Origin of the sequence: Pseudomonas sp. DNDY-54 (assembly GCF_019880365.1) — a bacterium.
Taxonomy (GTDB): Bacteria; Pseudomonadota; Gammaproteobacteria; order Pseudomonadales; family Pseudomonadaceae; genus Stutzerimonas; species Stutzerimonas stutzeri_P.
Map to the genome: position 1 here is coordinate 25398 of NZ_CP082271.1, position 15920 is coordinate 41317.

General features: G+C 63.5%; 15 protein-coding genes. 8 read left to right on the top strand and 7 right to left on the bottom strand.

Annotated features, from left to right (window positions below; all coding sequences use genetic code 11):
- Positions 1 to 182 precede the first annotated feature (182 nt).
- Together K4O48_RS00125 and K4O48_RS00130 are read left to right on the top strand one after the other, a co-directional pair.
- A complete protein-coding gene (locus tag K4O48_RS00125) occupies positions 183 to 1646 on the top strand; it encodes an NAD-dependent succinate-semialdehyde dehydrogenase (protein ID WP_222910196.1) in 1464 nt (487 codons plus the stop codon).
- 78 nt (positions 1647 to 1724) lie between these two features.
- Positions 1725 to 3104 carry an aspartate aminotransferase family protein gene (locus tag K4O48_RS00130; protein WP_222910197.1) on the top strand — a complete coding sequence of 460 codons (1380 nt, stop codon included), beginning with the start codon at positions 1725 to 1727 and terminating at the stop codon, positions 3102 to 3104.
- Positions 3105 to 3109: 5 nt separating this feature from the next.
- Here K4O48_RS00130 and trkA read toward each other — a convergent pair whose 3' ends face one another.
- The 4 genes from trkA to def form a co-directional block, all read right to left on the bottom strand.
- Complete coding sequence (gene trkA / locus K4O48_RS00135) at positions 3110 to 4483, bottom strand: Trk system potassium transporter TrkA (protein WP_222910198.1); 1374 nt, start codon at positions 4481 to 4483, stop codon at positions 3110 to 3112.
- 242 nt (positions 4484 to 4725) lie between these two features.
- On the bottom strand, positions 4726 to 6051 hold the full coding sequence (rsmB, locus tag K4O48_RS00140; RefSeq protein WP_222911899.1) for a 16S rRNA (cytosine(967)-C(5))-methyltransferase RsmB: 1326 nt from the start codon (positions 6049 to 6051) through the stop codon (positions 4726 to 4728).
- 5 nt (positions 6052 to 6056) lie between these two features.
- The gene (gene fmt, locus K4O48_RS00145; protein ID WP_222910199.1) at positions 6057 to 6998 is read right to left on the bottom strand and encodes a methionyl-tRNA formyltransferase; all 942 of its coding nucleotides are present in this window, start codon (positions 6996 to 6998) and stop codon (positions 6057 to 6059) included.
- Between the two features lie 41 nt (positions 6999 to 7039).
- Entirely contained in the window at positions 7040 to 7546 is a 507-nt protein-coding gene (def, locus tag K4O48_RS00150) for a peptide deformylase (RefSeq protein WP_073303780.1), read from the bottom strand.
- Positions 7547 to 7694: 148 nt separating this feature from the next.
- Between def and K4O48_RS00155 the strand changes: the two genes are divergently transcribed.
- The 3 genes from K4O48_RS00155 to K4O48_RS00165 all read left to right on the top strand — a co-directional run bounded on the left by K4O48_RS00155 (position 7695) and on the right by K4O48_RS00165 (position 10518).
- Positions 7695 to 8720: a LysM peptidoglycan-binding domain-containing protein gene (locus K4O48_RS00155; protein ID WP_222910200.1), complete on the top strand. Its 1026-nt coding sequence runs from the start codon at positions 7695 to 7697 to the stop codon at positions 8718 to 8720.
- Between the two features lie 86 nt (positions 8721 to 8806).
- On the top strand, positions 8807 to 9898 hold the full coding sequence (gene dprA / locus K4O48_RS00160) for a DNA-processing protein DprA (protein WP_222910201.1): 1092 nt from the start codon (positions 8807 to 8809) through the stop codon (positions 9896 to 9898).
- A 62-nt stretch (positions 9899 to 9960) separates the two neighbouring features.
- Entirely contained in the window at positions 9961 to 10518 is a 558-nt protein-coding gene (locus K4O48_RS00165; protein ID WP_222910202.1) for an L-threonylcarbamoyladenylate synthase, read from the top strand.
- Positions 10519 to 10555: 37 nt separating this feature from the next.
- Here K4O48_RS00165 and K4O48_RS00170 read toward each other — a convergent pair whose 3' ends face one another.
- Positions 10556 to 11533: a quinone oxidoreductase family protein gene (locus K4O48_RS00170; RefSeq protein ID WP_222910203.1), complete on the bottom strand. Its 978-nt coding sequence runs from the start codon at positions 11531 to 11533 to the stop codon at positions 10556 to 10558.
- Between the two features lie 152 nt (positions 11534 to 11685).
- Here K4O48_RS00170 and hemF point away from each other — a divergent pair, with 152 nt between their 5' ends.
- Both hemF and aroE read left to right on the top strand, forming a co-directional pair.
- Positions 11686 to 12603, top strand: a complete 918-nt coding sequence (gene hemF / locus K4O48_RS00175) for an oxygen-dependent coproporphyrinogen oxidase (protein WP_222910204.1) — start codon at positions 11686 to 11688, stop codon at positions 12601 to 12603.
- A gap of 43 nt (positions 12604 to 12646) precedes the next feature.
- Positions 12647 to 13465 carry a shikimate dehydrogenase gene (aroE, locus tag K4O48_RS00180; RefSeq protein WP_222910205.1) on the top strand — a complete coding sequence of 273 codons (819 nt, stop codon included), beginning with the start codon at positions 12647 to 12649 and terminating at the stop codon, positions 13463 to 13465.
- Positions 13466 to 13472: 7 nt separating this feature from the next.
- Here aroE and K4O48_RS00185 read toward each other — a convergent pair whose 3' ends face one another.
- On the bottom strand, positions 13473 to 14084 hold the full coding sequence (locus K4O48_RS00185; protein WP_222910206.1) for an NAD(P)-dependent oxidoreductase: 612 nt from the start codon (positions 14082 to 14084) through the stop codon (positions 13473 to 13475).
- A 12-nt stretch (positions 14085 to 14096) separates the two neighbouring features.
- Complete coding sequence (locus K4O48_RS00190) at positions 14097 to 14408, bottom strand: glycine zipper domain-containing protein (protein WP_222910207.1); 312 nt, start codon at positions 14406 to 14408, stop codon at positions 14097 to 14099.
- A 430-nt stretch (positions 14409 to 14838) separates the two neighbouring features.
- Here K4O48_RS00190 and pbpG point away from each other — a divergent pair, with 430 nt between their 5' ends.
- Entirely contained in the window at positions 14839 to 15783 is a 945-nt protein-coding gene (pbpG, locus tag K4O48_RS00195; RefSeq protein WP_222910208.1) for a D-alanyl-D-alanine endopeptidase, read from the top strand.
- The last annotated feature ends 137 nt before the right edge of the window (positions 15784 to 15920 follow it).

Below are 15920 nucleotides of genomic sequence, written 5' to 3' on the forward strand. Positions count from 1 at the left end.
AGGAGGCGGCCCGCGTCGGACGCCTCAAATGTCTTTTCACGATTCCACCACCAGCGCGCGCATTTCCTGTTTCACCCCCGCTGAACAGAAAATTCCGCCCGCCAATCGGGCCGCTACGAAAAAAAGACCAAGTCACCCTTCCCTAGCATGTCTCCTATGCCACCCGGCCCGGAGACATCGCTATGCCGCTCGACCATCCCGTGCTGTTCAAATCCCTCTGCTACGTGAACGGGCAGTGGGTCCACAGTCGCAGCGGCGCCAGCATCGCCGTGCAGAACCCCGCCAACCAAGCCGAGATCGCGCATGTGCCGATGCTCGAACGCGAGCAGATCGTCGCCGCGGTGGACGCTGCCGCGCGAGCTTTCACCCACTGGCGCAGGCAAAGCCTGGATCAGCGCGCCGCCCTGCTGCAGCGCTGGGCCGAGTTGATTCTGCGCCATCAGGAGGACCTGGCCGCCATCCTCTGTGAGGAACAGGGCAAGCCGCTGAACGAAGCGCGCGGTGAGATCCGCTACGCCGCCAGCTTCATCCCCTGGTTCGCCGAGGAAGCTCGGCGTCTCTATGGCCGGACCATTCCGAGCCATATCGCCGATGCCGAACTGAGCACCTTGAAAACGCCGGTCGGCGTCTGCGCCCTGCTCACGCCCTGGAACTTCCCCAGCGCAATGATTGCCCGCAAGGCTGCCGCGGCGCTCGCAGCTGGCTGCACCGTGGTGGTCAAGCCGGCACACGAGACGCCCTGTTCCGCCTTTGCCCTCGCCCAGCTCGCGGAAGAGGCCGGCCTGCCCGCCGGCGTGTTCAATGTGGTGCTCGGCGAGCCGCAGATGGTCATGGAAACCCTGGTGCAGGATTCGCGCGTGCGTTCGGTGAGCTTTACCGGCTCGACCCGCGTCGGTCGCCTGATACTCGCCGCTGCCGCGCCCGGGGTCACGAAGGTGGCGCTGGAGCTGGGCGGCAATGCCCCCCTGATTATTTGCGAGGACGCTGACCTCGATCACGCGGTGCAGGTGGCCATGGACGCCAAGTTCCAGACCTCTGGTCAGGACTGCTGCGCGGCCAACCGTATCCTGGTGCAGCGGCCGGTCTATGAGGCGTTCCTGGCGCGCTTCGCCCGCGCCGTGCGGGCGCTGCGCGTCGGACCCGGCTGCGATGAGCGCAGTCAGGTTGGTCCACTGATGCACCAGGCAGCGGTCGACGCTACCGCCGCGCGGGTGGCGGACGCCCGAGAAAAGGGCGCTCGGCTGCTGGTCGGCGGTGAGCCCCATGCGCTTGGCGGCTGGTTCTGGCAGCCCACCCTGCTGGCCGACGTCACGCCCGACATGCGCATCTACCGCGAGGAAAACTTCGCGCCGATTGCCGGCGTGCTGCCATTCGACAGCCTGGATGAAGCCGTCACCATGGCCAACGACACCGAATACGGGCTGGCCGCCTACGTGTGTTCGAACCGGCTGGACGTGGTCCATCCGCTCATTCGTCGGCTGGATCACGCGATGGTTGCGGTCAACGGCACCAAATTCACCGGGCACCCGATCCCCTTCGGCGGCATGAAGGCCTCCGGCCTTGGCCGTGAAGGCGGCAGCGAAGGCTTCGAGCCGTTCGTCGAGACCCAATACGTCTGCATCTACCCTCAGGGCCAGCGCTACTGACCCTGTCGACGTTAACCACGCCACCGCCGAACGGGCCGGATGGGCCGTACCCGCGCAACACAGCAAACGGAGAACACCATGAGCCACGACTACGACGCGCTATTCGCCCAGGACCGTGCGCATTTCATGCACCCGTCCACCCATGCTCACGACCACGCCAGTGGCGCGCTCAAGGGGCGCATCATTACCGGCGCTTCGGGTATCCGCATCCGCGATCATGAGGGCCGCGAGTTCATCGACGCCTTTGCCGGCTTGTACTGCGTCAATATCGGTTACGGGCGAACCGAGATGGCCGACGCCATCTACGCTCAGGCCAAGGAGCTGGCCTATTACCACACCTACGTCGGTCACTCGACCGAGGCGATTATCGAACTCTCGCAGCGCATCATCGACTGGGCGCCCGACGGGATGAAGAAGGTCTATTACGGGTTGTCCGGCTCGGATGCCAACGAAACGCAGATCAAGCTGGTGCGTTATTACAACAACGTGCTGGGTCGCCCGCTGAAGAAGAAAATCATCTCGCGTCAGCGTGGCTACCACGGCTCGGGAATCATGACCGGCAGCCTGACCGGCCTGCCCAGCTTCCATCAGCACTTCGATCTGCCGCATGCGGACATCAAGCACGCCGCCTGCCCACACTTCTACAAGGCGCCGGCTGGCATGGATGAGGCCGCCTTTGTTCGCCATTGTGCCGACGACCTGGAGCAGCTGATCCTGCGAGAAGGGCCGGACACCGTGGCCGCGTTCATCGGCGAACCGGTGATGGGCACCGGCGGCATCATCGTTCCGCCCAAGGGTTACTGGGAGGCAGTCCAGGCAGTGCTGTCGAAATACGACATTCTGTTGATTGCCGACGAGGTAGTTTGCGCCTTTGGCCGGCTGGGCACGCCGATGGGCAGCCAGCTGTTTGGCATGAAGCCGGATCTGATCACCACGGCTAAGGGCTTGACCAGCGCCTACGCGCCGCTATCGGCAGTCATCGTCGGCGAAAAGGTTTGGGATGTCATTGAGGAGGCTTCGGCGCGCGACGGCGCGATGGGCCATGGCTGGACCTATTCGGGGCATCCAATCTGCGCCGCCGCGGCGCTGGCCAATCTGACCATCCTGGAGCGCGAGAACATCGCCGGCAATGCCGCTGAGGTGGGGGCCTACCTTAACGCGCAGCTGCGCCAGACATTCGACGATCACCCCTTGGTGGGTGAAGTCCGCGGGGTGGGCATGCTTGCCGCGCTTGAATTCATGGCGGACCGGGGAGCACGTACACCCTTCGACCCGGCGCTCAAAGTCGGCGCACGGGTCTCGGCTGCCTGCCTGGAGCGCGGCATGATCGCCCGCGCCATGCCCCATGGCGACATCCTCGGCTTCGCCCCGCCGCTGGTCCTGACGCAGCGCGAAGCCGATCAGGTGATCGAGATCGCCAGAAGCGCCGTTGATGCGGTCGCCGCTGAGGTGCTCTGAAGGGCTTAGAAGAACGTCAGGCCGGCCTGGAACAGCCGTTCAACGTCGCGGATGTGCTTCTTGTCGACGAGGAACAGGATCACGTGATCGCCCGATTCTATGACGGTGTTGTCATGGGCGATCAGCACCTGCTCGTCGCGAATCACCGCGCCGATGGTGGTGCCCGGTGGCAGGGCGATCTTGCCAATGGCGCGGCCGACGACCTTGCTCGAGCGCGAATCACCATGGGCGATCACTTCGATGGCCTCGGCTGCACCCCGCCGCAGTGAGTGGGCGCTGACGATATCGCCGCGGCGCACGTGGGTCAGCAGCGTGCCGATCGTGGCCAGCTGCGGGCTGATGGCAATGTCGATCTCGCCACCCTGGACCAGGTCGACGTATGCCGGGTTGTTGATGATGCACATCACCTTGCGCGCGCCGAGGCGCTTGGCCAGCAGCGAGGACATGATGTTGGCCTCGTCGTCGTTGGTCAGCGCAAGAAACACGTCGGCGTCGTTGATGTTCTCCTCCACCAGCAAATCGCGGTCGGAGGCGCTGCCCTGCAGGATGATGGTGCTGTCGAGGGTGTCTGAGAGATAGCGGCAGCGTGCCGGATTCATCTCGATGATCTTGACCTGATAACGGCTTTCGATGGCTTCGGCCAGGCGCTCGCCGATGTGCCCGCCACCGGCGATGACGATGCGCTTGTAGTTGTCATCGAGCCGGCGCATCTCGCTCATGACCGCCCGAATATGGCCACGCGCCGCGATAAAGAAGACCTCGTCGTCGGCCTCGATCACGGTGTCGCCGTGAGGGAGGATCGCCTGGTTGCGGCGGAAAATGGCCGCCACGCGCGTATCGACGTTGGGCATGTGCTTGCGGATCTGACGGAGTTCCTGACCGACCAGCGGCCCCCCGTAGTAGGCACGCACCGCCACCAGCTGTGCCTTGCCGCCCGCGAAGTCGATCACCTGCAACGAACCGGGATGTTCGATCAGGCGCTTGATGTAGTTGGTCACAACCTGTTCGGGGCTGATCAGTACGTCCACCGGAATGGCCTCATTGCTGAACAGGCCGGAACGGGTCAGATACACCGACTCGCGCACACGGGCAATCTTGGTCGGTGTATGGAACAAGGTGTAGGCGACCTGACAGGCAACCATGTTGGTTTCGTCGCTGTTGGTCACCGCGACCAGCATGTCGGCATCATCCGCGCCGGCCTGGCGTAGCACGGTGGGAAACGAGCCGCGTCCGACCACGGTGCGAATGTCCAGCCGATCGCCGAGATCACGCAGGCGATCGGCATCGGTGTCCACAACGGTGATGTCGTTCGCTTCACTTGCGAGGTTTTCGGCAAGCGTGCCGCCTACCTGCCCTGCACCGAGAATGATGATCTTCACGAAGTTGCTCCTGAAAAACGGTTTTCGCCGCCTTGATTGGCCAAGCTTGTCGTCAACAAAACCCGTAGTGAATTAGCTCACCGCGACGGGATGCGGGCGCCTGTCGGTGGGCTGAAGCCCCCTTTTTCTCCGTACGCACCGGCGCTGCGAATGGAGCTTGTCAGCACGTAGGGTGGGCTTTAGCCCACCGCAACCCGGTCCGTACTGCCTCGCTGGACCCACTCACCTAAATGGATGGGGTCCTATGTCGAAATGTTCGTGGGCGATTGAGCGGCGATTTTTATCAGTTTGGCGTAGTAGAAGCCGTCGTGGCCATTCTCCTGCGGAAACAGCTGACGTCCATGAGACTGTTCGATGCCAAAACCGCTCGGCAGATCCAGCTCACGGGCGCCCGGCATGCGCGCCAGGAAGGCCTCGATCACCTCGCGATTCTCCGTTGGAAGCACCGAACAGGTGGCATACAACAGTACGCCCCCAACCGCCAGCGTCGGCCAGAGTGCGTCTAGCATCTCGCCTTGCAAGGTCGCCAGCGGTGCGATGTCGTCAGCCTGGCGGGCCAGTTTGATGTCGGGGTGGCGGCGGATCACACCGGTCGCCGAACACGGGGCGTCCAGCAGGATGCGCTGAAACGGTTGGCCGTCCCACCACTGATCCGTGGCACGGGCATCAGCGGCCACCAGCGTGGCGTTCAGCTGCAGGCGATCGAGGTTTTCCCGCACCCGCTGCAGCCGCTTGGGCTCCAGATCAAGCGCAACGACGTCAGCAAGCGCTGGCTCGCGTTCCAGGATATGGCAGGTCTTGCCGCCCGGCGCGCAGCAGGCATCCAGCACGCGTTGGCCCGGGGCCAGATCGAGCAGGCTGGCGGCCAGTTGCGCCGCTTCGTCCTGGACGCTGATGCGGCCCTCGGCAAAGCCCGGCAGCTGAGTGACGTCGCAGGCCGTAGCGAGTCGAATGCCATCTTCGCTGTGGCTACATGCGAAAGCCTCAATGCCTGCGGTTTGCAGTTCAGCCAGATAAGTGTCGCGCTCGACTTGGCGGTGATTGACCCGCAGCATCATCGGCGGATGCGCGTTGTTGGCCGTACAAATCGCTTCCCAATAATCGGGCCAGTGCGCCTTTAGCGACTTCTGCAGCCAGCGCGGGTGGGCGAAACGGATCACCGGGTCGCGCTCAAGCTCAGTAAACAGGGCCGCGCCGTCACGCTGCGCATTGCGCAGCACCGCGTTGAGCAGTCCCTTGGCCCAGGGCTTCTTCAGCTTTTCCGCACAGCCGACGGTTTCGCCGATGGCAGCATGCGGCGGTATACGGGTGTAGAACAGCTGATACAAACCAACCAGCAGCAAGGCTTCAACGTCACGGTCGGCGGCCTTGAATGGCTTCTGCAACAAACGCTCGGCCAGGCCTGCCAGGCGCGGCTGCCAGCGTGCGGTGCCGAATGCCAGCTCCTGCGTCAGGCCACGGTCGCGCGCGTCTACCTTGCTCAGCACATCGGGCAGGCTGCTGTTCAGCGAGGCCTTGCCAGACAGCACCACGCCCAATGCACGGGCCGCGGCCAAACGAGGATTCATCGACATTATTCGAACGCCTTGCCGGTGGCGAACTGCTCCCGGCGACTATTGAACAGGTCGCTGAATGCCAGGGGTTTGCCGCCCGCCAGTTGCAGGCGTGTCAGCCGCAGGGAGCCCTCACCGCAGGCGACGTCCAGCCCGTTCTTGTCGGCGTCGATGATTTGGCCTGGCACGCCGTGCCCCGTGCCCGGTTCGGCGGCATGGATTTTCACGGCCGCACCATCAAGGGTGCTGTGGCAAATCGGCCATGGATGAAACGCGCGCACCCGTCGTTCCAGCTCAACCGCGGGCTGCGTCCAGTCGATGCGCGCTTCGTCCTTGTTCAGTTTGTGCGCATAGGTCGCCAGGCTGTCATCTTGGATTTCCCCAGCAAGTGTGCCGGCTTCAAGCGCGGATACGGCCTCAACCACCGCATTCGAACCCAGTGCGGCAAGCCGGTCGTGAAGGCTTCCGCCGGTGTCGTCAGGCGCTATCGGCGTATGGACCTTGAGCAGCATCGGCCCAGTATCCAGTCCGGCTTCCATTTGCATTACCGTCACCCCGGACTCCGCATCGCCGGCTTCGATCGCGCGCTGGATGGGCGCCGCGCCTCGCCAGCGTGGCAGCAGCGAGGCGTGGCTGTTAATGCAGCCAAGGCGCGGCATGTCCAACACCGCCTGCGGCAGGATTAACCCGTAGGCGACCACGACCATCAGGTCGGCCTGCAGCGAAGCCAGTTCGGCCTGGGCTGCGGGGTCGCGCAAGGTTTGCGGCTGATGAACCGGGATGTCGTGCTGCAGGGCCAGTTGTTTAACCGGGCTGGGCATCAGCTTCTGCCCGCGGCCGGCCGGGCGGTCCGGCTGGGTGTATACCGCGATCACCTCGCGACCGGCGTCGAGCAGGGCCTGCAGATGCTGGGCGGCAAATTCCGGAGTTCCGGCAAAAACGATGCGCATGGAAGGACTCATCCAATAAAAAAGGCTTGCTGCTGCAAGCCTTTGAGGTGGGATCAAGCCTGCTGACGGTGAAGCTTTTCGAGCTTCTTTTTGATCCGGTCGCGCTTGAGATTGGACAGATAGTCGACGAACAGCTTGCCGTTGAGGTGATCGCACTCGTGCTGGATGCATACGGCCAGCAAGCCTTCAGCGATGAGTTCGTAGGGCTGGCCATCGCGGTCCAGCGCCTTGATCTTCACTTTCTGAGGGCGGTCGACGTTTTCGTAGAAGCCCGGCACCGAAAGACACCCTTCCTGGTACTGCTCCATCTCGTCGGTGAGGAATTCGAACTCGGGATTGATAAAGACCCGCGGCTCGGACTTGTCTTCGGACAGATCCATCACCACGACCCGCTTGTGCACATTGACCTGGGTGGCCGCCAGCCCGATGCCGGGAGCGTCGTACATGGTCTCGAACATGTCGTCGATGAGCTGACGAATGCCGTCGTCGACCACATCCACCGGTTTGGCGATGGTGCGCAGGCGCGGATCAGGAAATTCTAGGATGTTCAGGATTGCCATATGCGTTTGTGATGCACTTATGGAATAAAGTCAAAAGCCGCTGCTAAGATGCCGGGCAGCTTGTAAACGGCTTAACGCCGCTTTCCACAAGGGTTTCTGCGGCGCTAGGGCGCTTTACGTGAAGGCACATCATAAAGGGATTCACCACATGAGGAAATCACTACTCGCCCTGCTGCTGGTGGCGGTTGGCGGCATGGCGCAGGCCGCTGTGGAGCTGAAGGATGGCCATCCTGAGCAATACACCGTAGTGAAAGGCGACACACTCTGGGACATTTCCGGCCGCTTTCTCAGCGAGCCCTGGAAGTGGCCCGAACTCTGGCATGCAAACCCACAGGTGGAAAACCCGCATCTGATCTATCCCGGTGACAGCCTGAGCCTGGTCTACGTCGACGGCCAGCCACGGATCATGCTCAACCGGGGCGCCTCACGCGGCACCATCAAACTCTCGCCGACTGTTCGCACCACGCCCATGGCAGAAGCGATCAGCACGATCCCGCTGGAAGCCATCAACAGTTTCTTGTTGAACAACCGCATCGTGGATAGCGCTGCCGAGTTCGAGGCGGCACCCTATATTGTTGCTGGCAATGCCGAACGCGTCGTCAGTGGCACCGGTGACCGGATTTACGGGCGCGGCGAGTTCCAGGACGATATTGGCATCTACGGCATCTTCCGTCAGGGCAAAACCTACGTGGATCCTGAGACCGAAGAATTCCTGGGCATCAACGCTGACGACGTCGGTACTGCTGAACTGCTCGACATGGAAGGCGACATCGCCACGATGATGCTTACCCGGGTCACCCAGGAAGCGCGAATCGGTGATCGGATGTTCCCGAGCGAAGAGCGTGCAGTGAACTCAACGTTCATGCCGAGCGAGCCGAAAGAAGACGTCAGCGGCGTGATTCTGGACGTCCCTCGCGGCGTGACCCAGATCGGACAGTTCGACGTAGTGACGTTGAACAAGGGCGCCCGGGATGGACTGGAAATCGGTAACGTCCTGGCTGTTTACAAAACCGGCGAAACCGTCCGCGACCGCGTCACGGGCGAGAACGTGAAGATTCCGGATGAGCGCTCCGGTTTGCTGATGGTGTTCCGCACCTACGACAAGCTCAGCTATGGCCTTGTCCTGCAAGCGACCCGCTCGCTGGCGGTGATGGACAAGGTCCGCAACCCCTGAGTTACCCGAGCCCCGCACACGCGGGGCTTTTTTTCTGCTGATTGTCACCGCATGGATGCGGTGCGACGAGACAAGGACGTTCCCTGATGCCCTCGATTTCCCCTGCCGAACTGGAAGCCCGTCTGCGTCTGCATGTGTTGCCAGATCTCGGTCCACGGCGACTGCATAAACTCTTCAGTGCCTTCCCTGATGCCTCGTCCGCGCTCAGCGCACCGGCGGCTGCCTGGCGAGCGCTGGGGTTGCCGGCCAGCTGCGCTGAACATCGACGCAGCCCGGCAATACGCGAGCGAGCGGCGCTGGCACTGAGGTGGTTAGAGCAGCCCGGTCATGAACTGTTGATGTGGGACGATCCCACCTACCCAGCCCTGTTGGCAGAGCTGCCGGACGCACCACCCCTACTGTTCATCGATGGCGATTCGAGTCTGCTGGAGCGGCCACAGCTGGCGATGGTTGGCAGCCGTCGCGCCTCCCGGCCCGGGCTGGACAACGCCACCGCGTTCGCGCGCAGCCTGGCCGGTGGCGGCTTCGTGATCACCAGTGGGCTTGCCCTGGGCATCGACGGTGCCGCGCACCAGGGCGCGCTGGATGTCGGTGGCAAGACCGTTGCCGTGTTGGGGACGGGGCTGCAATGCCTTTATCCGCGCCGCCATTTGGATCTGGCCGCCCGTATCGTCGAAGGAGGCGGCGCGCTGGTCTCGGAGTTGCCGTTGGATTGTCCACCGCAGGCGGCCAACTTCCCTCGCCGTAATCGCATCATCAGCGGCCTCTCGTTGGGCGTTCTGGTCGTGGAAGCCAGTCCATCCAGCGGCTCGCTGATCACGGCTCGCCTCGCCGCCGAGCAAGGGCGAGAGGTCTATGCCATTCCTGGTTCGATTCACCATCCCGGCGCCCGTGGTTGCCATCAGCTGATTCGTCAGGGTGCGGCGCTGGTTGAAAGCGTCGAAGACGTGCTTCAGGCGCTGCGCGGATGGCAGCAGACATCAGTCCCGTCGCAGCCTCACCCAACCCGGCCAGCCCACCCATTACTCGACCAGCTGCTTGCCGCGCCGATGACCAGCGATACCCTGGCAAGCGCAGTTGCGCAGCCGTTGGCGCAGGTATTGGCAGACCTGACCGAGCTTGAGGTCGAAGGGTTGGTCGCCTGCGAAAACGGCGTCTGGACCGCACGCGCAGGCTGAGTTCAGCTAGACGGCAATGGGCGCTTGGGTACACTGCGCCGATCAATTCTGCGGAGGTCGCAATGGTCGGCAATTGGCGTATACAGCGGGCAGCCCGGGTAGTCAGGCGCGGCGGGGTGATTGCCTACCCGACCGAGGCTGTATGGGGGTTGGGGTGCGATCCTTGGGACAGCGACGCGGTGCATCGGCTGCTCGCCTTGAAGGAACGCCCCGTGGAAAAGGGACTGATTCTTGTCGCCGACAGCGCCGAACAGTTCGACTTTCTTTTGGAGGATCTGCCTGAGCGCTGGTTGGATCGCTTGGCCGGCACCTGGCCCGGCCCTAATACCTGGTTGGTGCCGCACCGGGATCGACTGCCGGACTGGATCACCGGTAGACATGACAGCGTGGCGCTCCGAGTCACCGATCATCCTCTCGTTGCCAGGCTATGCGCCCTCACCGGCCCGCTGGTCTCCACCTCCGCCAACCCGGCCGGTCGCCCCTCGGCGCGCTCGCGCTTGCGAGTCGAGCAGTACTTCCCCCGCCAGTTGGACGCGGTGCTGGGCGGCTCCCTGGGCGGACGGCGCAACCCCAGTACCATCCGCGATCTGCGCAACGGCGAGGTGATCCGCCCATCCTGAGCCGTACCGGGAAAGCACGGCGACACGGATGTATGAGTCAGGGCAGCAGGATCGTCGAGCCGGTGGTCTTGCCAGCGGAGAGCTGGCGCTGCGCCTCGGCGGCCTCCGCGAGTGGGTAGCGTTGACCGATCTCGACCTTGATCCTTCCGCTGGCGATCATCTCAAACAGCTCGGCGGCCATGGCACGCAGGCGCTCGGCGGTGTCGGCATAGCCGGCCAGCACCGGACGCGTCACGAACAGCGAGCCTTTTTGCGCCAGCACGCCAAGATTCACACCAGTGACGGCGCCTGAGGCATTGCCGAAGCTCACCAGCAGCCCGCGCGGTGCCACGCAATCCAGCGAGACTTCCCAACTGCTCTTACCCACCGAGTCATAGACCACCGGGCATTTCTTGCCATCGGTCAGCTCCAGCACACGCTGCACGATATCGTCCTGGCTGCGGTCGATGGTCGCCCAGGCGCCTAGCGATTTGGCCCGCTCGGCTTTTTCTACCGAACCCACCACGCCGATCAGCTGCGCGCCGATGGCCTTGGCCCACTGACAGGCAATCGAGCCCACACCGCCAGCGGCCGCATGGAAGAGTACGGTTTCGCCCGCTTTCAGCTGGTAGACCTGCCGCAGCAGGTACTGAGTGGTCAGGCCCTTGAGCATGACGGCCGCTGCTTGCTCGTAGCTGATGCTGTCCGGCAGTTTCACCAGGTGCCGGGCCGGCAACCTGTGGTGTTCGCCGTAGGCACCCAACGGCCCCGTGGCATAGGCGACACGATCGCCAACCTTGAACTCGCTGACACCCTCGCCCACCGCTTCGATTTCGCCGGCGCCTTCCGTACCCAGGCCTGAGGGCAGGCTAGGCGGCACATAAAGCCCCCCGCGGAAATAGGTGTCGATGAAATTCAGGCCGATCGCGTGGTTACGAACCCGCACCTCACCGGCACCCGGCGCGACGAGTGGCGCGTCGACCTGCTCGAGAACCTCGGGACCACCGTGCTGGCTGAACTGAATGCGCTGCGACATATCGACTCCTGGGCAAATGCAAAGGAGCCTATCCAACGCTTACGGGCCGCGTTCGTCAATCGGCCGGTGATATGCTTGCCGGCCCTTCTGTTCCAGCACCGCCGGCCCGGCCTCGCCGAGACGTCTGTGCAGCCACTTGCCAAGGTGAATGCGTGAACGAGCGTACCGAAGCCGTCAAAGCCTACCTGCTCGACCTGCAGGACCGTATCTGCGTCGCCTTTGAAACCGAAGACGGCGGCGCTCGCTTCGTCGAGGATGCCTGGACCCGCCCGGCAGGCGGCGGTGGCCGGACCCGGGTGATCGAGAACGGTGCACTGATCGAAAAGGGCGGCGTGAACTTCTCCCATGTCCACGGCACGGGGTTGCCGCCGTCGGCCAGTGCTCATCGCCCCGAGCTGGCAGGCCGTGGCTTCGAGGCGCTGGGTGTGTCGCTGGTGATTCACCCAGAAAACCCCTACGTGCCCACCTCCCACGCCAATGTGCGCTTCTTCATCGCTGAAAAGGAAGGCGAAGAGCCGGTCTGGTGGTTTGGCGGCGGCTTCGACCTGACGCCCTACTACGGCAACGAGGAAGACTGCATCCATTGGCATCGTGTTGCCCGTGACGCCTGTGCGCCCTTCGGGGCCGATGTCTACCCGCGCTACAAGGAGTGGTGTGACCGCTACTTCCATATCAAGCACCGCAACGAGCCGCGCGGCGTGGGCGGGTTGTTCTTCGATGACCTGAACGACTGGGATTTCGACACCAGTTTCGCCTTCATGCGGGCGGTTGGCGACGCCTACATCGAGGCCTATCTGCCGATTGTCCAGCGCCGTAAAGCGATGCCGTTCGGCGCGCGCGAGCGCGAATTCCAGGAGCTGCGCCGCGGCCGTTACGTGGAATACAACCTGGTCTACGACCGCGGCACGCTGTTTGGCTTGCAATCCGGTGGGCGCACAGAATCGATTCTGATGTCGCTGCCGCCGCTGGTGCGCTGGGGGTACGACAAGCATCCCGAGCCCGGCACGCCGGAAGCGCGACTCACCGACTATTTTCTGCAGCATCGCGACTGGCTCGGCGAGCAGCCCTGACCCGGGTCCTCTGCTGTAATCGCTACGACAATCAGGAGCATTCATGGATCGCTACGGCGTCTTCGGCAACCCCATCGGCCACAGCAAGTCACCGCAGATTCACCGTCTGTTTGCCGAGCAAACCGGCCAGGCACTCAGCTACGAGCCTCTGCTAGCGCCACTGGACGACTTCCCCGCTTTTGCTCGGGACTTCTTCCTGCATGGGTTGGGCGCCAATGTCACCGTGCCGTTCAAGGAGCAGGCCTTTCGACTGGCCGACCAGCTAAGCGAACGCGCGCAGCGGGCGGGCGCCGTGAATACCCTGAAAAAGCTGGAAGACGGCACGCTGCTGGGCGACAACACCGATGGCCTCGGCCTGGTACGGGACCTGCTGGATAACGCCGGCGTGACCTTGCAGGGCAAACGCATCCTGCTGCTGGGCGCGGGCGGCGCTGTACGTGGCGTGTTGGAGCCGCTGCTGGCGCAACACCCTGCAGACCTGGTGATCGCCAACCGCACGCTGAGCAAGGCTGAGCAGCTGGCCGGCGAATTCGCCGAACTGGGCCCGGTCAGTGCGTGCGCATTCGAAGCGCTGCACGCGCCGTTCGATGTGATCATCAACGGCACCTCAGCCAGCCTCGGCGGTGAGCTGCCGCCGCTTGCCGACAGCCTGGTGCGGTCGGGTACGACCCTTTGCTACGACATGATGTATGGCGCCGAGCCGACGCCGTTCTGCCAATGGGCCGCCAACCTGGGCGCGTTGACCCGTGACGGTTTGGGGATGCTCGTCGAGCAGGCTGCTGCAGCTTTCGAACTGTGGCGCGGCGTACGGCCGGACTCCGCGCCTGTTCTCGCCCAGTTGCGCCAACAGTTGGCTGGCTGAGGACCACTTAGATCCGAAAGTGGATTTCCTGATGCAGATGCTGCGGCGTTTCCAGTTCATCCACCATGCCGGCGGCGATGCGCCGAAGCTGCACGCGGCGATCACTATTATCCAGCCCCTCAAGGTTGCTGAAATCTTCGATCGACAGGTCCTCGCCGCCGGTCTCGACATCGACCAGCGTCCATTTCAGCGGGTGCTCGGCGATGCGTTGAAGCGCGGCGATCACCCCGGCTTCCTCGCGACGCGCACTGAATTCCGCCGCCAGCAGCAGGCGTTCAACACCGACTTTCGGCAGTCCGGACAGCAAGGCGTCGACCGCTTGATAGAAATCCTGCGGTTGCCCTGCTGCGGCCTCACCGGAAGCGGTGGGCACCGATGGGCTGTCGTACAAACAGATCACCGCATCCATGCCGGCTACGCTCTGCGACACGCTGATGGCATCGAACAGATCGCCGGTTTTTGCGCGTAGCCCAGGGCGCACGGTCATCGAGTTGAGATCGTCGACCAGCGTGACGACCTCATGCTGACGGCTCAGTAGCTCGCACAGCAACGCGTTACCCAGGCTTGAGTGCGCCCCGTAGAGCGCAAACTTGAGTCGAGGCGTTTCGGCGTTGAGCATGTGCAGCGACCCTTAGCGGCGCGTGACCAGATAGCCGATCAGCGCCACGGCGCCGGCGGCCAACGCGACCGTGCTCAGGGGATGCTCGCGCGCGCATTCCCGCGCCATCCGGCTGGCTTCGCGACCACGCTTGGACAGGTCACGGCGATGCGTGTCGAAGTCCGCGTCGTGCCATAGCGACTCAGCGCGCGCGCGCAGTGAGTTGAAACGATGGCGCGATTCGCGCGTTGCGTCGTGCTTGAGTTCGTCAAGCGCGGCCATCAGGTTCTGGATTTCGCTCTCGATCTCGTCGCGTGTCGTGGGTTTGCGAGTGAAGCGGGACATAAATGTTCTCCCCTTTGAATGTGCTGGGTTGGACTCCGTGAACGGCCGAAGGTGCAGCTACGCGACGATCCGTCACTTCGCGTCGTTAGGCAGCGGACCAGCACGAGGCCAACGGGTTCCCGTCCGTCGGGGCGGTTGCTGAGAAGCGGTCGGCCGCCGATAGCAAGGGAAACGCCTAGCGCCGTGCCATGGGAATGGCGGGCCCACCGGCGAGACAGCCAGTGTTCTTCTACACTCATGGCGTTGCGCTGCACCGCGCGCCGCCCAGCAACACGCGAAACGGCTACAGGGAGACGGCCGAGAACGGCGCGGAGTGCGTCGAAATATAGTCGGTACAGGGCCTTATCTCTGGGCCGGGGTTACCTATAATGCGCGCCGCGTCCGTCGGCTTCGGCGCGTCTCTTTCACTGCCAATTCATCGGTGTCCGTCTTGAAATTTCGTCATTCCCTCCTCGGTCTGTTTATCGCCTGTAGCAGTGTCATCGTTTCCCCTGCTGCGACTGCCGCCACGCCCCCTGCCGTCAAACAACAGGAGCTGGCCTCCACCAGCGCGCTGCTGATTGACTTGAAGACCAACGAAGTCCTGTACGCCAGTAACCCCGACGTGGTCGTGCCCATCGCGTCGGTGACCAAGCTGATGACCGCCATGGTGGCGTTGGATGCAAAGCTGCCGCTAGACCAGCGTCTGCCCATAACCATCCGCGACGCGCGGGAAATGCAGGGTGTGTTTTCGCGTGTGCGTATTGGTAGCGAAGTCAGCCGGCGCGAAATGCTCCTGATGACCCTGATGTCCTCCGAGAACCGCGCCGCCGCGAGCCTGGCGCACCATTACCCGGGCGGCTACCGCGCGTTCATCCAGGCCATGAACACCAAAGCGAAAGCGCTGGGCATGACGGACACACGCTACGTCGAGCCCACCGGCCTGTCCGCGCAGAACGTGTCCAGCGCGCATGACCTGGTGAAGCTGCTCAAGGCCAGCCAGGCCTACCCGCTGATCGAGCAGTTCAGCACCACCCCAGAAAAGACCGTCGCCTTCAGCAAGCCGAGCTACAGCCTTGGTTTCCGCAACACCAACGGCCTGGTACGCAAGCCGGACTGGAGCATCCAGGTGACCAAAACCGGTTTCACCAATGCTGCTGGTCACTGCCTGGTGATGCGCACTGTCATGGATAAGCGCGAGGTGGCCTTCGTGGTGCTGGATGCGTTCGGCAAGTACACCCATATCGCCGACGCCAGCCGCCTGAAGAAGTGGGTAGAGACCGGCAAGGTCACGCCGGTTGCGCCGGCAGCACTGGCCTACAAGCAGCAGAAGATGGCGCAGCGGCAACTGGCTGGCGCAGCGGCCGCGTCAGCGACGGTCGTCGGGACGCGCTAGATCCTGCCACGCCACTGCCCCGCCTGAACTGGAATAACCTCCGCCCGCGGTGATCGCCGCGGGGCGAGAGATTGCCAGGGCGACGGCGTCTCCGAGCCTCCCGCGCTGGATGCGCCCGGCTGCTGCGGTTGGCCAGC